Origin of the sequence: Halomonas sp. A3H3 (genome assembly GCF_000982975.1) — a bacterium.
In the GTDB taxonomy this organism is placed as follows: domain Bacteria; phylum Pseudomonadota; class Gammaproteobacteria; order Pseudomonadales; family Halomonadaceae; genus Vreelandella; species Vreelandella titanicae.
This window is the reverse complement of record NZ_HG423343.1, coordinates 4,039,762-4,061,452: the sequence shown is the minus strand read 5'-3', so window position 1 is coordinate 4,061,452 and position 21,691 is coordinate 4,039,762. Positions and strand designations below refer to the sequence as shown.

Genomic DNA, 21,691 nt, shown 5'->3' with positions numbered 1-21,691 from the left:
GGTATTACTTAGCAGTCGCCTGCATGGCAAGCGCAGTATCCAGCATACGGTTGGAGAAGCCCCACTCGTTGTCGTACCACGCCATGATTTTAACCAGACGGCCATTCACGCGGGTGTGATTAGCATCGAAGGTCGATGAGTTGGCATCATGATTGAAATCAATAGAGACCAGCGGTTCAGCGTTAACAGCCAATACCGGAGAGTTAGCCGCGGCCTTCTCAACGATGGCATTAATCTCTTCTTTAGTGGTATCGCGACTGGCAGTAAAGGTCAGATCCACCAGCGAGACGTTGATCACCGGTACGCGAACGGCTAGGCCATCAAATTTACCCGCCAGCTCTGGTAGCACCAAGCCCACCGCTGCGGCAGCACCGGTTTTGGTCGGGATCATGGAGTGCGTTGCACTGCGCGCCCGGTAGGGGTCAGAGTGGTAAACATCCGAGAGGTTCTGATCATTGGTGTAAGCGTGCACCGTGGTCATCAAACCGTTTTCGATACCGACTGCATCGTTCAACGCTTTCGCGACCGGCGCTAGGCAGTTGGTGGTGCAGGAAGCATTAGAGACAACCGTGTGCTCAGCGGTCAACACTTGGTCATTAACGCCATACACAATCGTCGCATCAGCGTCGGGGCTGGGTGCGGAAATCAGCACGCGCTTGGCACCCGCTTCGATATGCTTGGCCGCCGCCTCGCGCTTGGTAAACAACCCGGTGCACTCCATCACCAGATCGATATTCATCGATGCCCACGGCAACTCCGCTGGATCGCGCTCTGAGGAGATGGCGATACGATCACCATCCACCGTGATGCTCTCGGCGTCGTGTTCTACCTTAAAGGGGAAGTGGCCATGCACGGTATCGTGACGCAGCAGGTGGGAATTTAGCGAGGGGTCGCCGAGATCGTTAATGGCGACGACCTGTACGCGGTCACGGTAGCTGTTTTCGTAAAGGGCGCGCAGTACATTGCGGCCAATACGGCCAAATCCGTTAATCGCAACTCTTATTGTCATGATAGCTCCTCAATTGACCAATAGTAACAATCTGCACCTTTAGTAAAAAAATTACTAAAAATACGTATTTAAGCGTCATGAGGCCGATAAACAGCGTTTCAACCGCCCCAAAAGGCTAGTAAATATCCAATATGTAGTAAAATTACTATATAAACGCTATCGTAGTCCAATACTAAATTGCCCACAATCCCCTTACTCAAGGAGAGCGCCCATGACGAATGCAACCTCGAATACAGCAGCACCGGCGTCTACCACCCCTCATTCCCATACGCCTTTAAGGCGCACCAAAATTGTTGCCACACTCGGCCCCGCCAGTGATCGCCCAGGCGTGCTGGAAGCGATGCTAAAAGCCGGTGTGGATGTGGTGCGGCTTAACTTCTCCCACGGCTCGGCAGATGACCACCGCCGCCGCTTAAACGAAGTCCGCGAGATCGCCGAGCGCCTTGGCCGCAGCGTTGCTGCGCTGGGCGACCTGCAAGGGCCGAAAATTCGTATTGCGCGTTTTGTCGAAGGCGCCGTCAACCTCGATGTCGGCCAGGCATTTGTCTTGGACATGGCGCTGGACGCCAATAGCGGCACTGCAGAACGCGTCGGCTGCGACTATCAAACACTGGCCGATGATGTCGTTGAGGGCGACCGCCTACTGCTCGACGATGGCCGTTTGGTACTCGATGTCACTCGTGTAATTGGACAAGAAGTGCATACCCGCGTTCACGTAGGCGGCAAGCTCTCCAACAATAAGGGCATTAACAAACAGGGAGGCGGACTCTCAGCGCCCGCCCTTACTGAGAAAGATAAGGCCGATCTAAAAACCGCTATTGAGATTGGCGTTGACTACTTAGCCGTCTCCTTCCCGCGCAGCGCCGCAGATATGCAAGAAGCCCGCGAGCTGCTTGGCGAAGCCGGGAAAGAGATCGGCCTGGTGGCTAAGCTTGAACGCGCCGAAGCGGTTGCCGACGATGCTACGCTGGATGGCATCATTGAAGCCTCTGAGGCGGTCATGGTGGCCAGGGGCGACCTGGGCGTTGAGATTGGCGACGCCGCGCTGATTGGTACTCAGAAGCGCATTATCAAGCACGCACGCACACTCAACCGCGCCGTCATTACCGCCACCCAAATGATGGAATCGATGATCGAGTCGCCGCTGCCCACCCGCGCCGAGGTCTTCGACGTGGCCAATGCGGTGCTCGACGCCACCGATGCAGTGATGCTCTCTGCGGAAACCGCCGCAGGTGACTACCCGGTGGAAACCATCGAAGCGATGAACCGTGTGTGTCTGGGTGCCGAGCGTGAGCGTCTCGCTCAGGAGTCAGGCCACCGTATTCATGAGGGCTTTGAGCGCATCGATGAAACCATCGCGCTATCGGCGATGTATGCTGCGAATCACTTATCCGGGGTCAGCGCCATCGCTTGCATGACCTCCACAGGCTATACACCGCTGATTGCATCGCGCATTCGTTCCGGCCTGCCTATCGTAGGGTTGGCTCACAGCCCTATCGCCCAGCGGCGTATGGCGCTCTATCGTGGCGTGGTTTCAATTCCTTTCGACACCACCGAGATGGATCCGGCCAACCTTAACCAAGAAGCATTGAAATGCTTGCAGGCACAGGGATTTATCCACCCTGGCGAGCATGTCATTCTCACTCGCGGCGACCATATGAATGCCCATGGGGGCACTAATACGATGAAAATCCTTGCCTTTGATAGTGAGTAACGGTCTAACCTCTGTAGCGAGCTTTTAGCTTTTGCGACCTTTAAAAAGAAAAGCCATTCGGCCATAAGACCGAAAGGCAATAGAACCATGAGGGAAGTGACGAAATGAGTGACGCGCAACCGCCCCGCCAAGCCATCCGTACGCTGCAAGCGCGCAAGCGTATTGCGCTAATTGCCCACGATGGCAAGAAGAGCGAAATGCTTGAGTGGGCAACTCGCTGGAAGGATACGCTGAGCCAGCACGAATTGATTGGCACGGGAACAACGTCTAAGCGGCTTAAAACCGCGTTAGGGTTAGAAGTCGAGGGTCTAATGAGCGGCCCCCTGGGCGGTGACCAGCAGATTGGCGCTCGGATTGCGGAGCAGCGGCTGGATGTGCTGATCTTCTTCTGGGATCCCTTCTCGCCCCAGCCCCACGACCCGGATGTCAAAGCGTTGCTGCGTTTAGCGGCGCTGTGGAATGTCCCCGTTGCCTGCAATGCGGCGAGCGCCGACTTCGTGCTCTCCTCGCCCTACTTGAGCGAGAGTTACGATATGTCGATACCAGATGCAGCAGCTTGGGCCCAGGCGCGCACGGTTTAACGCCGGTGCAGATGACGCGCCACCACCTGCAGCCCGCTCTCATAGTGGCCGTTCATAGCAGCTAGGGCACAGCGCAATGTTAACTCGGCAATACGGTCATAATCCTGTAGCGCCGAGTTCACTGGCTGAGGAAGGAAATCCAGCAGCCGGTGATCACCAAAGGTGGCCAGACGCATATTTTCCGGCAGGCCACCACGCTCCAAGAATACATCAAACACCCCTTCCATCAGCGTATAGGACGCTGTCACCAGTGCGTCGGCACCGCCCTGTTCATCCAGCAATTGAATCGCTAAACGCGCCCCTTCGCTACGTTCATAGTGCGACCCGGTAAGATAAAGCGGTTCAATCATGCTGCCTTCAAGGGCCGCCTGAAAACCCACCCGCCGCTCACAGCTAACCGACAGCTCCGGCATCGCTTCCAACCAGGCAATACGCTTGGTCGCCGCGCCGATCACCGAACGGGTCAACGTCTTAGCCGCCTCCTGATCGTTACTCACGACACTGGCAAAGCGCGTCGGGTTGAGGCCACGGTCCATCCCCACCACGCACCATCCCTCGTCTACCAGGTCGGCATAAAAAGTATCGTCGCTAGGCAAGCAACTGGCGGTTATCAACACCTCACAGCGTTGCGCACGCAGCGCCAACGCGAGTGTCCGTTCACTCTCTGCACAGTCATCTGAGCTTACGATCAACAGCTGATAACCCTGCTCCCGTGCACCCCGCTCCAGGCGTTTGGCTAGGCGAGCATAACTAATGTTCTCCAAATCCGGCACGATAAGCCCCAGCAAGCGGCTTGCACCCCGGCGCAGCGCAGCCGCCTGAGGGTCAATGTGATAGCGGTGTTGCCGCACCACCGCCATCACTTTTTCAATTGTCGCTGCGCTAATGCGGCGCTGCTCGGCCTGACCATTAATGACGTAGCTAGCAGTGGTGCGCGAGACGCCGGCTAGCCGGGCAATATCGGCAAGTGTCATGCGGTTTCCCCCTGGTGTGACCGGGCAGTTTATCAGCAAGTTAGCGCCTACCAGACCAAAGTCTAAAAGCTCAAACCTTGTGTCATTCAGTGAATCGATTCAGCATAGCACTATGTGCAGATTTAATAGCACCATACCCAGATTTAATGGCAAGGATAAACCGACTGAAACGGCACGGTTCATCTCATTGGCATCAACGCCATTACCATGATCATTTAACGACGATCACTTTATGTACACGACGCTGCGTCGACGCTGCCCCATTAAAATGCCGACAGTGCGCGTTTACAGGAGAATACTATGTTGACACTCGGCCCCGATGACATCTTGCTAGACCGCCACGCCGACAGCTGGCAAACCGCGCTGGACAGTGCCGCTGAGGCGCTGGTTGAGGCCGGATTGGTTGAGGCCGAGTACCGCGACGGCCTACACGCCCGCGAGGCACAATCATCAACGTTTCTAGGCAACGCCATCGCAATACCCCACGGTACACCGGAAAGCCGTCAGTATGTGAAGCAGACGGGCGTGCGCGTGTTGCAGTTTCCACAAGGGGTCGAGTGGCACGACGGCCAGCAGGTGCACGTACTGGTAACGATTGCCGCCCAGAATGATGAGCACCTGGATATTCTGCGCCAGCTCACCCATGTGCTGGATCGCGAAGGCGTTTCCGAGCAACTGGCAAACGCCACCTCCGCGGCAGATGTAGCGCGGCTGCTTTCGAAACCAGCATTAGAACCGCGCCTGGATGCCGACACCCTATGCGTCAACTTTCCGGCACGCGACCCACAAGAACTCGCTCTGGCTGCAGCCGCCCGCTTACGCCAAAGCGGCTGTGTCGATAACAGCTTTATTTCCGCCGTCGCCGCGGCACAGCCGACCTGGTTAGGTAAAGGACTGTGGCTGGCTAGCAGCGCCCAGGGCGTTAATCAGCCCGCGCTTGGGGTGGCCACACCTGCTGAACAAACCCTGGAAAGTGCTGGTCATCCGGTGCATGCGTTGTTCTGCCTGGCCGCCCATGGCGATGCCCACCGCCTCCTGCTAGAGCAACTGATGGCGGTGTTGGAAAACAGCGAAAGCCAAAGCCTGGTGGGCAAAACCAGCGATCAGCTGTTAGCCACCCTGGCGGGCGAAACCGCAAATACCCAAACCCGTCGGGTACGGGTGCTCAACCCCCATGGGCTGCACGCTCGCCCCGCCAAACAGTTGGTACAGATAGCGCGCGCCCAGGCCATGCCGATTCAGGCACGTTTGGAAGAAGGCAGCGCCACCCCGGTTTCCGCCGCCAGTCTAACCAAAGTGATTGGCCTGGGCGCACGCCGCGGCCAGTGGCTGGTGCTGTCAGCCGAGGGTGAGCAGGCAAGCGCGGCGCTAGAGGCCGTCGCCGAGGCTGTTGAATCGGGCCTGGGAGAAAAAGTAACGCCCTTTGACGGCGGCTTTGATAGCACGCAGGAAGCGAGCACCGCTACACCGGCCGTTGAGCCTCTCGCTGCCGATACGCCCCACGCCGGCGTGGCCGCCTCGCCGGGCTTGGCCATTGCGCCAGTATTTGTCATTCGCCCGATGCAGTTCGAGTACGCCGAGCACGCCAGCGACGCTGAACACGAAATCAGCAGTTTAAATAGCGCGCTGAAAGAGGGCGCCGCCCAGCTGCAGACATTGGTGCATAACGCCCCCGGTGGCGAAGTCGCCGATATTCTTTCAATGCACGAAGAGATGCTCGACGACCCGGAGCTCCATCACGCGGCGACGGATGCCATTCGTGAAGGGCGCTCAGCGGAAGCGGGCTGGTGGGAAGCGATTGAAACCGCGGCCCACGCCCAGGAGATGCTCGCTGACCGCCTGCTGGCCGAACGCGCTGCCGACCTGCGCGACGTAGGTCGCCGGGTGTTGGGCGTACTCTGCGATGTGACGCTCCCCGAACCGCCGGATCACCCTTATATTCTGGTGATGGACGATATCGGCCCTTCCGATGTGGCCCGGCTGGATACTTCCCGTGTCCGCGGCCTGCTTACCGTTCGCGGTGGCGCCACGGCGCACAGCGCTATTCTGGCCCGTGCACTGGGCATTCCCGCCGTGGTGGGCGCGGGTCAAGCGGTGATGGCGCTTAACAACGCCAGCATGATGATTCTGGATGGCGAGCGTGGCCGAGTGACGTCGCAACCTTCCGAAGAGCGCCTACAGCGTGCCGAGCAGCAGTTACTAGACCTCCAGCAGCGCGAAGCCGATGCCTGGGAAAGCCGCTTCGAGGTCGCCCAAACTCGCGATGGGCACCGTGTCGAAGTTGCCGCCAACCTGGGCAACACTGCCCACGCCGCTGATGCAGTAGAGCGTGGCGCTGAGGCCGTTGGCCTGCTGCGTACTGAATTCCTGTTCATGGCCCACGCCAGCGCACCAGACTTAGCCACTCAGATTAGCGAGTACCGTCAGGCAATTGACGCCCTGGATGGCCGCCCGCTGGTAGCGCGCACATTAGATGTCGGCGGCGACAAGCCACTCCCCTACTGGCCGGTACCCCAAGAAGACAACCCCTTCCTGGGCCTACGCGGTATTCGCTTAGCGCTGACACAACCCGAAGTGCTCGAGACCCAATTGCGTGCGTTATTGATGGCAGGCAAGGATAGTCCCCTGCGGATTATGCTGCCGATGGTCAAAGATATCGCTGAGTTCCGCACTGTAAAAGCCATCTACGATCGCCTACTCAAAGAGATCCCTACTTCCCAGCGCGCCACCGATGTGCAGTTGGGGGTGATGATTGAAATACCCTCTAGCGCGCTGCTGGCACCCAGCCTTGCCGCCGAGGTGGATTTTTTCTCAGTAGGCACTAATGACTTAACCCAGTACACCCTGGCTATCGACCGCGGCCACCCAGAGCTCTCTGCTCAAGCCGATGGCTTACACCCTGCTGTGCTGCGTTTGATTCAGATGACCGTGGCGGCTGCCCATACCCAAGGCAAATGGGTCGGTGTGTGCGGCGAATTGGCTTCAGACGCCGTGGCCATTCCGGTACTGGTAGGCCTTGGCGTGGACGAGCTCTCCGTCAGCGCGCGGCAGATCCCGCTGGTCAAAGCCCGCCTGCGCGAGTTTGACTTCGCTGATGCCCAAGCCAGCGCTCAGTTAGCGCTGAATCAGGCGACTAGCGATGAAGTGCGCGATGCACTGGAGGCGCGCTAATGGCCCGCGTGCTATGCATTACCCTGAACCCGGCACTGGATTTGGCGTTTAACCTTGACGCCTTGGTGCTAGGCAGCGTCAACCGCCCCACTAGCGCCCAATTAGAAGCAGCGGGCAAAGGCGTTAACGTTGCTCGCGTATTGGCGGGTCTTGGTCACGACGTCACCGTCAGCGGCTTTTTAGGTGCCGATAACGACGCTCCCTTTCAATTGGCATTTACCCAGTACTCCCTGACCGACGCCTTTGTGCGCGTGCCGGGAGAAACCCGTATTAATGCCAAAATTGCGGAACAAAGCGGCCGCGTTACCGATATTAATGGCCCCGGCATGCCCATTGACGCCACGCATTTGCAGGCGCTGATCGACACGCTAAATACTGAGCTTTCTAGCGCGACGCCACCCCAGGCGGTCGTTGTGGCGGGCAGCCTCCCCCCGGGGCTGTCACTGATTGATTTCAGCGCGCTGTTAAACCACTTAAACGCCAGCGGCGTACCGCTCTGGGTAGATACCAGTGGCCCGGCACTCAATGCGGCCATAGCGACTCACCCCGCCGGTGTAAAGCCTAATGAAAATGAACTGGCAGAGTGGGCGGGCGAAGATATGACCTCTTCCGATATGCGCTTGAATGCGGCTAAACGGCTGCATAAAAGCGGCATCGCCCATGCGCTGATTTCAGCGGGTGCCGAAGGGGTGTTGTGGGTTAACGCTCAAGGTGCCTGGCACGCCACACCTCCTAAGGTTACCGCGACGAATACCGTTTGCGCTGGCGATACCTTTGTCGCGGGCATGCTCCACGGCCTGCTGACTCATCAGAACGGCCAGCAAGACGCTGAACAGACGCTGCGCTTTGCCACCGCGCTCTCGGCCGAGGCCGTGCGCCATGTTGGCGTGGGCAACCCCCACGCTGCCGATTTCGATTCACTCCAACAACACACCCGGATACGGCGTCTTGACGACACCATCACCGAGGGAGCCACGCTATGAATATTATTCTGATTACCGCCTGCCCCAGCGGCATGGCGACCACCTTCCTCGCGGCTAAGCGCCTGGAACAAGCCGCCCAGCGCCAAGGCTGGTCGGCGCATGTGGAAATGCACGGCGAAGTCGCGCCTCTCCAGGCCGCTACTGCCGAGCAGATCGCCAATGCCGATTTGATCGTGGTCGCCGCCGATCACGTGCCTGCCCCAGAGCGCTTTGAAGGCAAGCGGCTATTCCAAGCGCCGATTGCCAGCGCACTCCCCGACCCCAGCGCTTTTCTAGCCCAGGCTAAGCGTGAAGCGCCGATTTATAGCGCACCTGCCGCCTCTACTACTAGCACATCTACCGCTGCAAACAGCGCGGGTGGCAAGAAAATCGTTGCTGTCACTGCCTGCCCCACCGGCGTGGCGCATACCTTTATGGCCGCCGAAGCACTCGCAGAGGCGGGCAAAGCCATGGGCCACGCCATTCGCGTGGAAACCCAAGGCTCGGTGGGCGCACAAGATAAATTGACCGAAGAAGAGATCGCCGACGCCGACATAGTCGTATTGGCCTGCGATATCGACGTTGATCCGTCGCGGTTCGCTGGTAAGCGCATCTACCGCACTTCTACTGGCAACGCGCTAAAAAAACCACGCCCCACGCTTGAAGCTGCGCTCAGCGAGGCCGCCATAGAGAACGGCAGCAGCAATGCGGGCACAGCAAATAAGAGCGTCAAAGAGAAAGGCGTTTATAAGCACCTGCTCACCGGCGTTTCCTTTATGCTGCCAATGGTGGTGGCGGGCGGCCTACTGATTGCACTCTCCTTTGTGTTCGGTATTGAGGCCTTTGAGCAGGAAGGCACTCTGGCCGCCGCGCTGATGCAGATCGGCGGTGGCACCGCCTTTGCACTGATGATTCCAGTGCTGGCAGGTTATATTGCCTACTCCATCGCCGACCGCCCCGGCATCGCACCGGGTATGATTGGTGGCATGCTGGCGGCCAATATCGGCTCAGGCTTTATCGGCGGTATTTTGGCGGGTTTCCTGGCGGGCTACGTGGCGCTGGCGGTTACTCGCTACGTCAAACTGCCCTCTAGCGTTGAATCCCTGAAGCCGATTCTGATCATTCCGCTAGTCGCCAGTTTGGTCACCGGCCTGACCATGATCTATGTGATTGGCGAACCGGTCGCGGCGCTGCTTAATGCTCTGACCAGTTTCCTGGAGTCCATGGGCTCCACTAATGCGGTGCTGCTGGGTATTCTGCTCGGCGCGATGATGTGCTTCGATCTGGGTGGCCCGGTCAACAAAGCCGCTTACACCTTTGGCGTAGGCCTGCTAGCCTCTGAAACTTACGGCCCCATGGCGGCGATTATGGCGGCGGGGATGGTACCTGCCATTGGTATGGGGATTGCCAGCTTTGTAGCGCGCAACAAGTTCTCAGCACCGGAGCGCGAAGCAGGCAAAGCCTCTTTTGTACTGGGCCTCTGTTTTATCAGTGAAGGCGCAATCCCCTTTGCGGCGAAAGACCCGCTACGTGTTATCCCCGCTTGCATGGTGGGCGGCGCACTCACAGGCGCCCTCTCGATGCTGGTAGGTGCGCAACTCATGGCTCCTCACGGCGGTATCTTCGTACTGCTGATTCCCAACGCCATTACCCCGGTACTGCTCTACCTTGGCGCTATTGTGGCTGGCTCGTTGGTGACCGGTTTAAGCTATGCGTTTATCAAACGTGATGCAGCCCAGGTAGCACTCGCCACCTAACCGCTGTTACCAAAAAATGAGGGCAGGCGAACATGCCTGCTCTTTTAAATACGTCGCTTTACGCATTTAATACCTTTTCACGCCACTTATACCCTCTACTCTTTGTCATTTTTTATGTAGTATTTTTACATAACCTACTTTTTGATCACCAATTCACCTATAACAAACGGATCATCCTATGTTTCAGCTCACTCGCAGTGTTACCTGGCAGGCACTTGAACGCTTGCGCGACAAAACCGCCAACGACCGCATTCGTGACTACTTCACCAATGACCCGCAGCGCTTTGAGAAAATGAGTTTACGGGTGGGCGGTCTGTTTCTCGACTACTCCAAGCACCATGTCTCCGATGAAGTGCTTACCAAGCTGATTGAGCTAGCCGACCACTCCGCACTGGTACAGCGCCGAGCACAGATGTTCTCCGGGGATATTATCAACGTTACGGAAAACCGCCCGGTACTGCATACGGCTCTGCGTCACTTAGGCGATGAGCCGGTATATGTGGACGGCGAAGACGTTATGCCGGAGATCACCCGCACCCGCGAGCAGATCAAGCTGTTCTCGGAAGCGGTGCGCAGCGGTGAATGGAAAGGCTACAACGGCAAACGCATTAAAGACGTGGTCAATATCGGCATTGGTGGCTCGGATCTTGGGCCCAATATGGCGGTTCGCGCGCTGCTCAAATACCGCCACCCGGAGCTCCACTTCCACTTCGTCTCCAATGTGGACGGTACCCATATTCAAAAAGTGCTCTCGCGCCTTGATCCGGCGACTACGCTGTTTATCGTCTCTACCAAGACCTTCTCTACCCAGGAGACACTGCTAAACGCCAAAACCGCGCGGCGCTGGTTCCTGGAGAACGCTGGTGAAGATGCCGACGTGGGCGCGCACTTTATTGCCGCCTCTACCAACCGCAAAGCGGCCATGGAATTCGGCATTCGCGAAGAGAACGTGTTCGAGTTCTGGGCCTGGGTGGGTGGACGCTACTCCATGTGGTCGTCCATCGGCCTGCCGATTGCGCTGTCGATCGGTTTCGAAGGCTTTATCGAACTGCTGGAAGGCGCTCATGAGATGGATAACCATTTCATCAACGCGCCCTTCTCGCAAAACATGCCCGTGCTAATGGCGCTGATTGGTATTTGGTACATCAACTTTATTGGCGCCGAAACTCAAGCCATCGTGCCCTACGACCAGGCGCTGAACCAACTACCCTCTTTCCTGCAGCAGCTGGATATGGAGTCTAACGGTAAATCGGTGGATATTTTCGGTCACCCGGTGAATTACAAAACCGGCCCGATTGTCTGGGGCCAGACCGGCTCCAACGGCCAGCACGCTTTCTTCCAGTTGCTGCACCAGGGCACGCGCTACGTACCTATCGACTTTATTGCCTCACTCAAGCCCGAGCCCGGCGTTGAAGACCACCACTTCGCACTGCTGACTAATATGCTCGCCCAGGCCAACGCCTTTATGGAAGGCAGCCAAGGGGACAGCAAAGAGCTCAGTCAACACGACCCCTACAGTTGCCCCGGCAACCGTCCTTCCAGCACCCTACTGCTGGATGAGCTAACGCCAAAAAACCTGGGGGCACTGATCGCGCTCTACGAGCACAAGGTGTTCGTGCAAGGGGTCATCTGGAACATCAACTCCTTTGACCAGTGGGGCGTGCAGCTTGGCAAGCGCATCGCCGGTGAAATCAGCGAACGCATCGACACCAACGCTGCTGACTTCGACACCTCAACTCAAGGTCTGCTGGAACTGGTTCGCGCTCACTTCCCCAATGGTGATAGCGGCGAAAAGGAAAGCGCACCGGCCAGTGCCGATAAGAAGCCATCACGGAAGAAGCGTTGAATGGATAGGGTAAATCGATAGAAAACAACGCCGTGGCTTTCACAAGCCACGGCGTTTCGCAACCCTGGAACCTTCGGTTTGTAATAAATGACTAATTCCAGTAACTCGGTTCCCGTTGTCTAAGCTTTCCCCTTAAGACTCATCCGGAATTAGATTCAACAAATCGGTGACACCAATATCCACACCGGCTTGGGAGAACAAAGTAGATGCCTGCCCGCGGTGGTGGGTTTGGTGATTGAAGAAGTGAACGATCAGGCTTGAGTAGCGCCGTTTTGAGGCCACTCCTTTTATGTTGTGATAACTCAGCGTGGTACTCAAATCGTCGTCTGTCAGCGCCGATACCCAGTTAATAATCACGGTATCGAGCCATTGGCGATGCGCTTTCAATCCCTTCAAGTCATCAAAGAGAATCTGATCAAGACGCTCTGGCGTAGGTAGTGCCACCATTACCTCAAGCGTCTTTGCGGAAGAAGAGGCGTGTGTTGCAAACCGTTTGAGCCAAATCGTGTCGGCTACCGCGATGTGGTTCAGTGTGCCAAAAATCGAGCCGAAGAACGCTCCACGCTCTTCAGCTAGTTCAGAGGCGCTCAGCTTACCGGCGGCATCATAGAGGTTAGTGTTCATCCACTGGTTATAAGTGGCTAACTGTTCGAAGTGTTGTTGAAGTGTCATGAGTTAAGACCCAAAAGCAGCATCTATTTAGAACGTTTGAAATATGGGGGAAGAACAGCATCACCGCCCGCCTGCTACATCAATGAATGACCCCGTTACATAAGAGGCTTCGTCCGAGAGCAACCAAGCGATGGTATTAGCCACTTCTTCAGCGCTACCGCCACGCTGCATAGGAATCTGGGGAGCTAAACGATCAACCCGCCCTGGTTCTCCACCATCGGCATGCATATCAGTGTAGATAAAACCGGGGCGAACGGCGTTAACACGAATCCCCGAGCCAGCAACTTCGCGAGACAACCCCTTGGTTAGGGTATCCATGGCACCTTTCGATGCAGCGTAGTCAACATATTCAAAGGGCGAGCCTGTTTGCGAGGCAAGCGATGAGACATTGACGATTGCACTACCTGCTGGGAAGCGCCTGACGGCTTCTCTGGAGCACAGAAAACAGCTGACCACATTGCTATTAAGCACTTGGTTGAAGCGCTCAAGGTCGATATCGACCAGCTTGGATTGAGTAAACAGAATGCCTGCATTGTTAACCAAATGTGTCACCTTGCCAAAGCGCTCTTCTGCTGCATCAAACAGGCGGATAACGTCAGCTTCACTGCTAACATCCGCTTGACAGGCAAACGCTCGACCACCCGCTCGAATAATGCAATCAGCCACATCATCTGCCAGCTCCCTATTAGCAAGATAGTTCACGCACACTGCATAGCCTTTTGCGCCTAGCAATTTTGCGGTGGCCGCTCCGATACCTCGGCTTCCCCCTGTCACGATGACCACTTTCGACATAACGTTTCCTCGCTGGCTCTTTAGTCACAAACCCACCTTGCACATTAAACCCACGATAGTTCTTTGGGTAGCGCCCTTTTAGCTACTGCAAGTTAATTAATTGACTGGCTATTGATTTCTTGCCACCTTACAACTACTGTATATAAAACCATATCAAAAGAGGTGAACCATGACATCTCTTGGAACACCAAGCTCCTATAAGGGTCGCGGGGCAACGTACGATCCGCACAATCGTTTTGCGCCTACCCGCAGCGAGGAGGAAGATGACGGCTGGTGGCGGGAAGAGGCCTCTACGACTATCGCTACCGAAGTGCGTGAGGAGGTGAGCAAAAGTGCTTTGTCGTGGAATCGCTCACCAGATTTACCTTTTGATCGCTCGCTGAACCCATATCGCGGCTGTGAGCACGGCTGCGTTTACTGCTATGCCCGTCCTTCTCACGCCTACTGGGACTTATCCCCAGGGCTGGATTTTGAAACCAAGCTGATTGCCCGCAGCGGCTTGGTAGAGCGGTTATCCGAAGAGCTGTGCCACCCTAATTACGTGTGCCGCCCGATCAACCTTTCCGGCAACACCGACTGTTATCAACCGTTAGAAGCTACCTACAAAACCACTCGCCGCCTGCTGGAGCTGCTACTGGAGTGTCGCCATCCGGTAACGCTGGTGACTAAAAGCACCTTAGTGCTGCGCGATTTAGAGCTTCTGGCAGAGATGGCCGAACACCGGCTGGTGCGCGTGTTTGTCAGTTTGACCAGCCTGGATGCCAACTTGAAACGCACATTAGAACCACGGGCGGCATCACCTCAGGCGCGCTTGCGGGCCATTCGTGAACTGAATACCGCAGGTGTTCCAGTTGGTGCGCTCATTTCGCCGGTTATTCCGGGGCTAACCGATCATGAAATCGAAAAGCTCTTGGAAGCCGCCAGCCGTGCAGGGGCGAGAACCGCCGCCTGGATGCTGCTACGTTTACCCTATGAAGTGGCACCGCTGTTTGAAGCGTGGTTAGAAGCGCACTACCCTGAGCGCGCCGCAAAAGTGATGAGCCTAATGCGTCAGTGCCGTGGCGGTAAAGCGTACGATGCCAAGTTTGGTAAGCGCTTTCGCGGTGAAGGGGTATTTGCCGATTTAATTGCACAACGCTTTGCCCGCGCCAGCCGTCAGTGGAACATGCAGGATCGCACCGAGCAGGGCTTGAACACCCGGGATTTTCGCCCACCACGAGCGCAGCAGGATTTATTCATTTAAGCTAAGCAGCACGCGCATAAATCAGTTGCAAAGGAAGCCGAATGCCTGCTCTAAGCAAAACCAAATCGAGTTTTTACCGCCGCTTATACGTCGCCCATTTGATCGAACAAGGTGTCGCCAGTGTGCCGACGTTGATCGAGGCCACCGGTATGCCCCGGCGCACCGCACAGGATACGATTGCATCTCTTGCCGAGCTGGATATCGAGTGCGTATTTACGAAAGATGAGGGCGAGCGTCACAACATCGGCCGCTACCAGATACGTGATTGGGGGGCGATAGATCCACGTTGGGTGGCCACACACGCTGAGCGGCTTAAACAGGCGCTTGGCTATGCAATTTAGCCATTTTCATCCGACTCTGCCCAGGCCAGCCGTGCAGCGTTGAGGGTAACCGTCAGCGAGCTTGCCGCCATGGCGAGTACCGCCACTAGCGGGGGGATCGCCATCAGCACCACCAGCCCGAGTGCCAAGGTATTGTAGAGCGCTGAAAAGAACAGATTCTGAACCATGATGCGTCGCGTACGTTTAGCAATACTGAGCAGTTTGACTACCCCCCCCATCCCCGGCGTCATTAGCTGTGCGGAAGCCCCTTCGCGGGCGGCTTCGCTGGCATTTAATGGAGCGATGCCAACATCTGCCGCGGCCAGGCTCAAGGTATCGTTTAAGCCATCACCCACGTAGAGCGTTGGCGATGGCAACCCCTGCAAAAGCCGCGCTTTGGCTTCAGGCGAGCGCTGGGCATAGCAAGCTTCTCTTCCAAGCCCCACCCGTTCACCTAACCAACTAACCACCCCCTCCCGATCACCGCTGATCATTGCCACCACATACCCTGCATCTAGCAGGTGTTTCACGCTTTTTTCAGCATCTTCCACTGGCTGATCAGTAAGATAGAGCGTGGCTAGCCAGCCTGCACCATCAGCTACCATCACTTGAGTAGCAAAGGCCAGCGCTGTGTCCTCCTCGTGGTCTGGCAGCGCTATCTGATGGCGAGAAAGCCAATCGGCGCTGCCTACCATCAGCCATTCACCGTTGCTCAAGCGCACATGGCGCCCTTCCCCAGGCGCTTCGTTTACGTCCACGCATTGCTCGTGATGTCGATCATGTTGGCTGCCCGACCAGCACGCTAACGCTTGTGCCAAGGGGTGTTCGCTGCCAGCAACAGCGGCTCTGAGCTTGCGCTGCAAAGTGTGCTTATCAATGCCCTCCCGGGCCTGCCAGTGCAGCACCGAGTGGCTGCCAGTGGTTAAGGTGCCGGTTTTATCCAGCGCTACCGAGCGAATGTGAGCCAAGGTTTCGAGCGCTGCCGGGTCGCGTAGCGCAACACCCTGCTGCATGGCCTGGCCACTACCGGCAAGACTTGCCAGCGGCACTGCAAGCCCCACGGCACAGGGGCAAGCAACCACTAACACCGACAGTGCGCGCACAAAGGCATCCTCCCAGCCCAACCCAAGTAGCAGCGCAGTGGGCAGCGTTAGCATCGCTAGCACTAGCGCTAGTGGGCTTAGCCATGCGGCAAAACGGTCAGCGAGTTTCTGCAATTCGCCTTTTTTGGCCTGATAGCGGCGCATTTCGTCACACAGCCGATCCAGTCGCCGCTTGCCTACCCCAGCACTCACCTGCATTACCATCGGCGTTGTCCCCAGGTAGCGGCAGCCCGCGTAGACCTTCTGTCCTGCATTAAAGTAGCGAGGCAGGCTTTCGCCAGTAAGCGAGGCAGTATCGATCCAACCTGGGGCTTCCAGAATCCCATCAAGGGCTATCAACTCACCGGGCTCTAGCTCGACGCGCGTTCCCTTCGTCACTTCATCCACAGGAACCGATCCCCAGTGCTCGTTCTGCCAAACCGTTATGTCATCATTTGGAAGCGCCAGAGCATCGAGCGCTTTTAGCCCACGGTGACGGCACAGCGTTTCTACCAGCCGACCAACCAGTAAAAGCACAATCAGCATCACCGCCGTGTCGAAATAGACCTCTGCAGAACCGCGCCCTAGTAGCCAAACCGAGACCACCACCGCGCCGATAACACCCAGGCTAACTAAAACATCCATGCCGGGGCGCTTGGCGAGCAGCGTTCGCCACCCGGCCCGGTAAAACGGCACGCCTGCGAACAGCACGACAGGTAAGGAGAATGCCCCCGATACCCACGCCACCACCAGTTCAATCCGCTCCGAAGGCAATGCACCCGCATATATCAATAGTGAAGCGAGCATCGTCCACATGCCGAACAGCGAACCGACCATTAACCTCAGCGTCAGGTAGCGGCTCTCCTCTTCTAAACGTCCATGGGCATCTGCCACCGGCTCAAGTTCCGTAAGCCGATAGCCCAAACGTTTAACCTTTGGGGCGAGCGTTGGGAGCTGGATAGCGACAGGTGTACCGCTGATGCAGAGCGTTGCGCTTGGGTAGTGGACGCTAACCTCACGCACGCCTTCAAGCCGCTTTAGAGAGCCCTCCACGGCCAGGGCACAGCTGGTGCACCACATACCGTGGAGGGTATAGAGCTGCTCTTCCTCTTTGTTAAGCGCATCGCTTACAGGCAAGGCGGAATACCAATAATCGGCATTGCAGCAAACACAACGCTTAAGGTAGAGAAAAGATACAGCCCGGCGGAAACAGTGGCATTAAAGCGCAGCTGCCCTTCATGGCGCCTAGCCATGCGGCAACAACCCACTGTTAGCACCGCCAGTAACGCAATCGCCGTGATACTAACCACCAGCAGCATCGCGTTCACCAGGGTGAATACGCCCTGCTCGGGAGAGGGCGGCGCCACAGCACAGGCCACTGCGTGTCCGCCATAAACCGCCACAAACCAGATGCACCAGAGCGTTAAGCCAATCACAAAATGCAATGGATGGGTTAAGTGTAAGCGCTGAGCCATTGCTTAACTCCCTATCACACGCGGCAACACGGCAAGCGTGCCCACGAGTATCCAGAACGTCACCAGGTTATAGCGCCACCACTGGGCAACCACGGCAGGCTCGAAAGGCGCATGGGCACCCACATAGCCATAACCTACCCGCAGGCCCTGAAGCAGGGTCAGCACCGCGCCTAAACCGCCGTGTAGCAGCGCATAGGCCAGCCCGACCATAATGATCGCATCATGGGAGGTTTCGGTCACCGCCAAGTCTGCACTCAACAGCACCCAAAGCGTTATCGCAACCTGAACAAAGCCTAGGGCACTGATGCAATACATGCCCACAGCCAGCCCCGCATCCTTACCCTGGCGCAAACCGCGCACCAGTTTTTCGAGAATTCCCACGCCAGCAGTTAGCGCCACCCCGGCAAGGATCAGCCCCACCAAGGAGAGCGGTGAGGTCTCAGGCATCCGCCACTCGGGTGAGACCGTCCATAGATAGAACCAGCCAAACAGGTAAGAGAGAAAGAACGAACCATTGGCCAGCAGCGTGATCGACATGGCCCATAAGCCTGGGCCATCCATGGTGCGCGAGTGCAGCGGTGGATCACCGGGGGCTACCTCTGCATCTGGCGCCGCTTTTGGATGCGCACCATTCTCCCAAGACCAGCGCAGTAGAAATAGTCCGGCCACGACAACGGCGATACCCGCCAGCGGATATAGCCGCGTCAGCAGGCTTAAACACACCACGGCCAATGCCATTGCGGCGAACAGCGGCCACCAGGAGTTACCCGGCAGGTGAATGATTTCACGCACTTTGCCCGTTAATGGGTCGGTGCCCCACATCTCCCGCCGGCCATGGGTAGCCACCGCCAAGCTATGTTGCCCTTCTGCCATGGTGCGCGGTAGATCCGGGTCATCCCATAGTGGGTGGCGCGTATCGACCTTTGGCAGGCTGACAAAATTATAGGCGCTGGGTGGCATACTGTTGGCCCACTCCAGGGTATCCGCGTTCCAGGGATTATGCTTAGCGGGTTTGCCAAAACGGAAGTGCAGCGCAAAATCCAGCAGCACCATGGCAATCCCCGCCGACATAATAAAGCTACTCATGGATGACAGCAGGTTGAAAATATCCCAGCCCATGCCCGTTTCATAAGAGTAGACCCGCCGCGGCATCCCCAAAAGGCCAGTCCAGTGCATGATCAAGAAAGTGCCATTAAAGCCCAAAAAGGTGAGCCAAAAGCCCCATTTGCCCAGGGTTTCAGAAGGCATTCGCCCTGAAAACAGCGGCAGCCAGTAGTAGAGTCCGGCAATCAGTGGGAAGAACATGCCCCCCACCAACACATAGTGCATATGCGCTACGACAAAGTGGGTATCGTGCACCTGCCAGTTAAAGGGCACCAGCGCCAGCATTACTCCAGTCAAACCTCCACACACGAAGATAATCAGGAAGCCCATGATCCATAGCATTGGAAGCTTCATCTTGGGCTTACCCAGCCATAGCGTGGCCAGCCAGACAAACACCTGAATCGCGGTAGGTACCGCCACCAGCATACTGGCCGCGGAGAAGAATGCTTGAGCCAGTTGCGGAATCCCCACGGTAAACATGTGGTGAACCCATAGTCCGAAACTGATAAAGCCTGTCACGGTAATGGCGAAGACCACCCAGCCGTAACCAACGATCGGACGGCCAGCAAACACTGGTATCAGCGTGGAGACAATGCCCGCCGCAGGCAGGAAAATGATGTAAACCTCGGGATGGCCGAACAGCCAAAATAGGTGCTGCCATAGAATCGGATCACCGCCACCGGTCACTTCAAAAAAGGGCATCCCCACTGCGCGCTCAAGCTCCAGTAGAATACTGCCCAGAATCAGCGGCGGGAAACCGACCACGATCATCAGCGCCATGGCAAGGATATACCAGGCAAACAGCGGCATTTTGTGCAGCGCCATGCCCTGAGTGCGTGTACGCAGTATCGAGACCACCAATTCGACCCCGGCAGACAGCGCGGAGATCTCAACGAAGGTGATCCCTAACAGCCAGAAATCTGAGCCCAAACCCGGTGAATACTCGCTGCCACTAAGCGGGGTATACATAAACCAGCCGCTATTAGGCGCCATCTCTAGAATCAAACTAAACGATAGGATGATACCGCCAAACAGATAGCACCAGTAACCCAGGGATGTTAGCCGTGGGCAGACCAGATCTCGAGCGCCGATCATCTTGGGAATCATATAAATCGCCAACCCTTCCAGCATGGGGATGGCGAACAGAAACATCATCACCGTGCCATGCATGGTGGTGACTTGGCTATAGATATCCGGCGACATAAAGTCTTGATCAGGGAGCGCCAGCTGGGTTCGCACCAGCATGGCTAACAGCCCGCCGAGCAAGAAGAACGCCATCCCGGTCACCATAAAGCGCAGGCCGAGAGTGGTGTGATTCACAATGGTGAGGGCTTTTAAGCCACGCGGATTGCCCCAGATATCGTGCAAGTCACTGTGCAACTGGTTGGGGCCTGCGATGTTATCGCCTTCTGGGGTCGCTTCACGGTTAATGGTGGTCATGGGGTTAGCGTCTCCAGCCAAGCCCCCAGGGACGCCAAGGTGGCCGTCTCAATATCATCGTGGGGCGGCATTTTGTTGCCCGGTTTTAAGCGTTGGTGGTGCTTAAGCCAGTGGGTAACTGCGCCCTCCTTCATGGCTATTATCCCTGCCCCTAGGCTAGACCGACTGCCAAGATCAGAAAGATCCGGCCCCTCCTCCCCAGAGGATAGTCCCGCTACCCGGTGGCAGCTCGCGCAATGGGTCATAAATGCCTCCCTGGCAGGCTCATGCTGCTGATCGTTTGCAGCTAGCGACGATAATGCTTCCGTTTGACGGGCGGCCAGCCAAGCGTCGTACTCGTCACGCCCGACGGCTTCCACATAGAGTTGCATCTGGGCATGTTGGGCGCCGCAGAACTCTGCGCACTGAGCACCAAATACCGCCGGTTCGTCCGCTTCCAAGCGTATTTTGTTCACTCGCCCTGGGATCATATCGATCTTGCCGCCCAGGCGAGGCACCCAGAAAGCGTGAATAACGTCCGCACCCGTAACGTGAAAATCGACTGGCTCACCAGCGGGCATGATGAGCTGATTTGAAGTCACCACCTCTCCCCCTTCTGCGCCGGGGTAGCGCACTTCCCACCACCACTGGTGGCCAATCACTTCAATTACCTCCGGCGGTTCTGCCAGGGGCAACGGTAAAAGCCGCTGGCCGGTGGGCACACCAAAGGCCAGTAGTGCGGTAATGCTGGCCACCGGCAGCACAATGCCACCGCCAATAATCCAGCGACGCGCTATTTTTCGCTCCTCAGCAGGCGTACGTACGACCTCCTTGCGCTTGAAGGTATACAGCCAAAAAGCAGTCACCAGCACCAATACCACAGTGCCAAAACTCAGCATTACCCACCAAATCATCGCCACGTCTCGCGCGGCTTGGCCTGCCGGGTCTAGAATAGACTTATCCCCCGCGCAACCGGCTAATAGCAGGCCGACTAACAGCGCTAGCGGTGTGCCAAGTGAGTTGACCCGCTGCTTGGTTAAGCGTTGAATTATCAGCCTCATCCCTTGAATTCCTTTTTCTGCCCACAGGAAGTGATCATGGCAAAGCCTCGCCAGCGCTCGATTAAAAGCCACGCATCTCTCGCCGGCCATCCGCTTCATCCCGTGATGATTCACTTTCCCGTCGCAGCCCTGATGGCGCTGGTGGCAAGCGATATCGGTTTCCTGCTTAGCGGCGACCCATTCTGGTTGCGCGCCAGCTTGTGGCTGGCCGGTGTCGGCGCATTTGGCGGTTGGATTGCCAGCACGGCAGGCATTATTGACCTGGTCACTGTGCCGCGCATTCGCCGCCTGATTACCGGCTGGAGCCACGCTATCGTCGCGGTGGTGATGCTCTCGTTGGCGTCGCTGAACTGGCTGCTGCGCTTCAACGACCCGAGTGCGATTTTGCCTTGGGGGCTGGCCGTATCGCTGCTCACCGCCGCGTTGATCGCTTTGGCAGGCTGGCTGGGTGGGCAGTTGGTGTATGAGCACGCCGTGGGGGTCGACGTTGAGGATTAAAACTAAGCTGT

At 57.0% G+C, this 21,691-nt stretch carries 17 protein-coding genes; 9 read left to right on the top strand and 8 right to left on the bottom strand.

Annotated elements, in window-relative coordinates:
- Positions 1-4: 4 nt before the first annotated feature.
- Positions 5-1,009 (bottom strand): type I glyceraldehyde-3-phosphate dehydrogenase, encoded by a 1,005-nt coding sequence (gene gap / locus HALA3H3_RS18330; protein ID WP_009287089.1) that lies wholly within the window; start codon positions 1,007-1,009, stop codon positions 5-7.
- Positions 1,010-1,220: 211 nt separating this feature from the next.
- Between gap and pyk the strand changes: the two genes are divergently transcribed.
- Together pyk and HALA3H3_RS18320 are read left to right on the top strand one after the other, a co-directional pair.
- Entirely contained in the window at positions 1,221-2,723 is a 1,503-nt protein-coding gene (pyk, locus tag HALA3H3_RS18325; RefSeq protein WP_022523013.1) for a pyruvate kinase, read from the top strand.
- 104 nt (positions 2,724-2,827) lie between these two features.
- A complete protein-coding gene (locus HALA3H3_RS18320) occupies positions 2,828-3,304 on the top strand; it encodes a methylglyoxal synthase (RefSeq protein WP_022523012.1) in 477 nt (158 codons plus the stop codon).
- On the opposite strand, the gene cra is transcribed toward HALA3H3_RS18320, so the two are convergent.
- Positions 3,301-4,278, bottom strand: a complete 978-nt coding sequence (cra, locus tag HALA3H3_RS18315) for a catabolite repressor/activator (protein ID WP_022523011.1) — start codon at positions 4,276-4,278, stop codon at positions 3,301-3,303. The two genes, HALA3H3_RS18320 and cra, sit on opposite strands and share 4 nt — an antisense overlap.
- 300 nt (positions 4,279-4,578) lie before the next feature.
- On the opposite strand from cra, the gene ptsP reads away from it, so the two are divergent.
- The 4 genes from ptsP (at position 4,579) to pgi (ending at position 12,014) form a co-directional block, all read left to right on the top strand.
- Positions 4,579-7,449: a phosphoenolpyruvate--protein phosphotransferase gene (gene ptsP, locus HALA3H3_RS18310; RefSeq protein WP_022523010.1), complete on the top strand. Its 2,871-nt coding sequence runs from the start codon at positions 4,579-4,581 to the stop codon at positions 7,447-7,449.
- Positions 7,449-8,432, top strand: a complete 984-nt coding sequence (pfkB, locus tag HALA3H3_RS18305) for a 1-phosphofructokinase (RefSeq protein ID WP_022523009.1) — start codon at positions 7,449-7,451, stop codon at positions 8,430-8,432. Before ptsP ends, pfkB begins: the two co-directional genes overlap by 1 nt.
- Positions 8,429-10,168 carry a PTS fructose-like transporter subunit IIB gene (locus HALA3H3_RS18300; protein ID WP_022523008.1) on the top strand — a complete coding sequence of 580 codons (1,740 nt, stop codon included), beginning with the start codon at positions 8,429-8,431 and terminating at the stop codon, positions 10,166-10,168. The genes pfkB and HALA3H3_RS18300 overlap by 4 nt, the downstream gene beginning before the upstream one ends.
- Positions 10,169-10,346: 178 nt before the next feature.
- On the top strand, positions 10,347-12,014 hold the full coding sequence (pgi, locus tag HALA3H3_RS18295) for a glucose-6-phosphate isomerase (RefSeq protein WP_022523007.1): 1,668 nt from the start codon (positions 10,347-10,349) through the stop codon (positions 12,012-12,014).
- Between the two features lie 132 nt (positions 12,015-12,146).
- Here the strand turns inward: pgi and HALA3H3_RS18290 are convergent, their stop codons facing one another.
- Positions 12,147-12,686 carry a DinB family protein gene (locus HALA3H3_RS18290; protein ID WP_022523006.1) on the bottom strand — a complete coding sequence of 180 codons (540 nt, stop codon included), beginning with the start codon at positions 12,684-12,686 and terminating at the stop codon, positions 12,147-12,149.
- 60 nt (positions 12,687-12,746) lie between these two features.
- Positions 12,747-13,478: an SDR family oxidoreductase gene (locus tag HALA3H3_RS18285; protein WP_022523005.1), complete on the bottom strand. Its 732-nt coding sequence runs from the start codon at positions 13,476-13,478 to the stop codon at positions 12,747-12,749.
- A gap of 169 nt (positions 13,479-13,647) precedes the next feature.
- Between HALA3H3_RS18285 and HALA3H3_RS18280 the strand changes: the two genes are divergently transcribed.
- Both HALA3H3_RS18280 and HALA3H3_RS18275 read left to right on the top strand, forming a co-directional pair.
- Positions 13,648-14,721 carry a PA0069 family radical SAM protein gene (locus tag HALA3H3_RS18280; RefSeq protein WP_009287094.1) on the top strand — a complete coding sequence of 358 codons (1,074 nt, stop codon included), beginning with the start codon at positions 13,648-13,650 and terminating at the stop codon, positions 14,719-14,721.
- Between the two features lie 41 nt (positions 14,722-14,762).
- Positions 14,763-15,062: a winged helix-turn-helix domain-containing protein gene (locus tag HALA3H3_RS18275; RefSeq protein WP_022523004.1), complete on the top strand. Its 300-nt coding sequence runs from the start codon at positions 14,763-14,765 to the stop codon at positions 15,060-15,062.
- Here the strand turns inward: HALA3H3_RS18275 and HALA3H3_RS18270 are convergent.
- The 4 genes from HALA3H3_RS18270 to coxB are packed head-to-tail and all read right to left on the bottom strand — an operon-like array spanning position 15,059 to position 21,182.
- On the bottom strand, positions 15,059-17,203 hold the full coding sequence (locus HALA3H3_RS18270; protein WP_053857229.1) for a heavy metal translocating P-type ATPase: 2,145 nt from the start codon (positions 17,201-17,203) through the stop codon (positions 15,059-15,061). The genes HALA3H3_RS18275 and HALA3H3_RS18270 overlap by 4 nt on opposite strands.
- Before the next feature lie 47 nt (positions 17,204-17,250).
- Positions 17,251-17,598, bottom strand: coding sequence for a hypothetical protein (locus HALA3H3_RS18265; protein WP_022523002.1), 348 nt, complete (start codon positions 17,596-17,598; stop codon positions 17,251-17,253).
- A 3-nt stretch (positions 17,599-17,601) separates the two neighbouring features.
- Complete coding sequence (gene ctaD, locus HALA3H3_RS18260) at positions 17,602-20,142, bottom strand: cytochrome c oxidase subunit I (RefSeq protein WP_022523001.1); 2,541 nt, start codon at positions 20,140-20,142, stop codon at positions 17,602-17,604.
- A complete protein-coding gene (coxB, locus tag HALA3H3_RS18255) occupies positions 20,139-21,182 on the bottom strand; it encodes a cytochrome c oxidase subunit II (RefSeq protein WP_022523000.1) in 1,044 nt (347 codons plus the stop codon). Before coxB ends, ctaD begins: the two co-directional genes overlap by 4 nt.
- 36 nt (positions 21,183-21,218) lie before the next feature.
- Here coxB and HALA3H3_RS18250 point away from each other — a divergent pair, with 36 nt between their 5' ends.
- Positions 21,219-21,680: a DUF2231 domain-containing protein gene (locus tag HALA3H3_RS18250; RefSeq protein WP_022522999.1), complete on the top strand. Its 462-nt coding sequence runs from the start codon at positions 21,219-21,221 to the stop codon at positions 21,678-21,680.
- Positions 21,681-21,691: the final 11 nt, after the last annotated feature.

Excerpts from the sequence above, each read along its gene's own strand:
- gap (WP_009287089.1), bottom strand. The coding sequence starts at position 1,009 with ATGACAATAAGAGTTGCGATTAACGGATTTGGCCGTATTGGCCGCAAT.
- pyk (WP_022523013.1), top strand. The coding sequence starts at position 1,221 with ATGACGAATGCAACCTCGAATACAGCAGCACCGGCGTCTACCACCCCT.
- HALA3H3_RS18320 (WP_022523012.1), top strand. The coding sequence starts at position 2,828 with ATGAGTGACGCGCAACCGCCCCGCCAAGCCATCCGTACGCTGCAAGCG.
- cra (WP_022523011.1), bottom strand. The coding sequence starts at position 4,278 with ATGACACTTGCCGATATTGCCCGGCTAGCCGGCGTCTCGCGCACCACT.
- ptsP (WP_022523010.1), top strand. The coding sequence starts at position 4,579 with ATGTTGACACTCGGCCCCGATGACATCTTGCTAGACCGCCACGCCGAC.
- pfkB (WP_022523009.1), top strand. The coding sequence starts at position 7,449 with ATGGCCCGCGTGCTATGCATTACCCTGAACCCGGCACTGGATTTGGCG.
- HALA3H3_RS18300 (WP_022523008.1), top strand. The coding sequence starts at position 8,429 with ATGAATATTATTCTGATTACCGCCTGCCCCAGCGGCATGGCGACCACC.
- pgi (WP_022523007.1), top strand. The coding sequence starts at position 10,347 with ATGTTTCAGCTCACTCGCAGTGTTACCTGGCAGGCACTTGAACGCTTG.
- HALA3H3_RS18290 (WP_022523006.1), bottom strand. The coding sequence starts at position 12,686 with ATGACACTTCAACAACACTTCGAACAGTTAGCCACTTATAACCAGTGG.
- HALA3H3_RS18285 (WP_022523005.1), bottom strand. The coding sequence starts at position 13,478 with ATGTCGAAAGTGGTCATCGTGACAGGGGGAAGCCGAGGTATCGGAGCG.
- HALA3H3_RS18280 (WP_009287094.1), top strand. The coding sequence starts at position 13,648 with ATGACATCTCTTGGAACACCAAGCTCCTATAAGGGTCGCGGGGCAACG.
- HALA3H3_RS18275 (WP_022523004.1), top strand. The coding sequence starts at position 14,763 with ATGCCTGCTCTAAGCAAAACCAAATCGAGTTTTTACCGCCGCTTATAC.
- HALA3H3_RS18270 (WP_053857229.1), bottom strand. The coding sequence starts at position 17,203 with ATGTGGTGCACCAGCTGTGCCCTGGCCGTGGAGGGCTCTCTAAAGCGG.
- HALA3H3_RS18265 (WP_022523002.1), bottom strand. The coding sequence starts at position 17,598 with ATGGCTCAGCGCTTACACTTAACCCATCCATTGCATTTTGTGATTGGC.
- ctaD (WP_022523001.1), bottom strand. The coding sequence starts at position 20,142 with ATGACCACCATTAACCGTGAAGCGACCCCAGAAGGCGATAACATCGCA.
- coxB (WP_022523000.1), bottom strand. The coding sequence starts at position 21,182 with ATGAGGCTGATAATTCAACGCTTAACCAAGCAGCGGGTCAACTCACTT.
- HALA3H3_RS18250 (WP_022522999.1), top strand. The coding sequence starts at position 21,219 with ATGGCAAAGCCTCGCCAGCGCTCGATTAAAAGCCACGCATCTCTCGCC.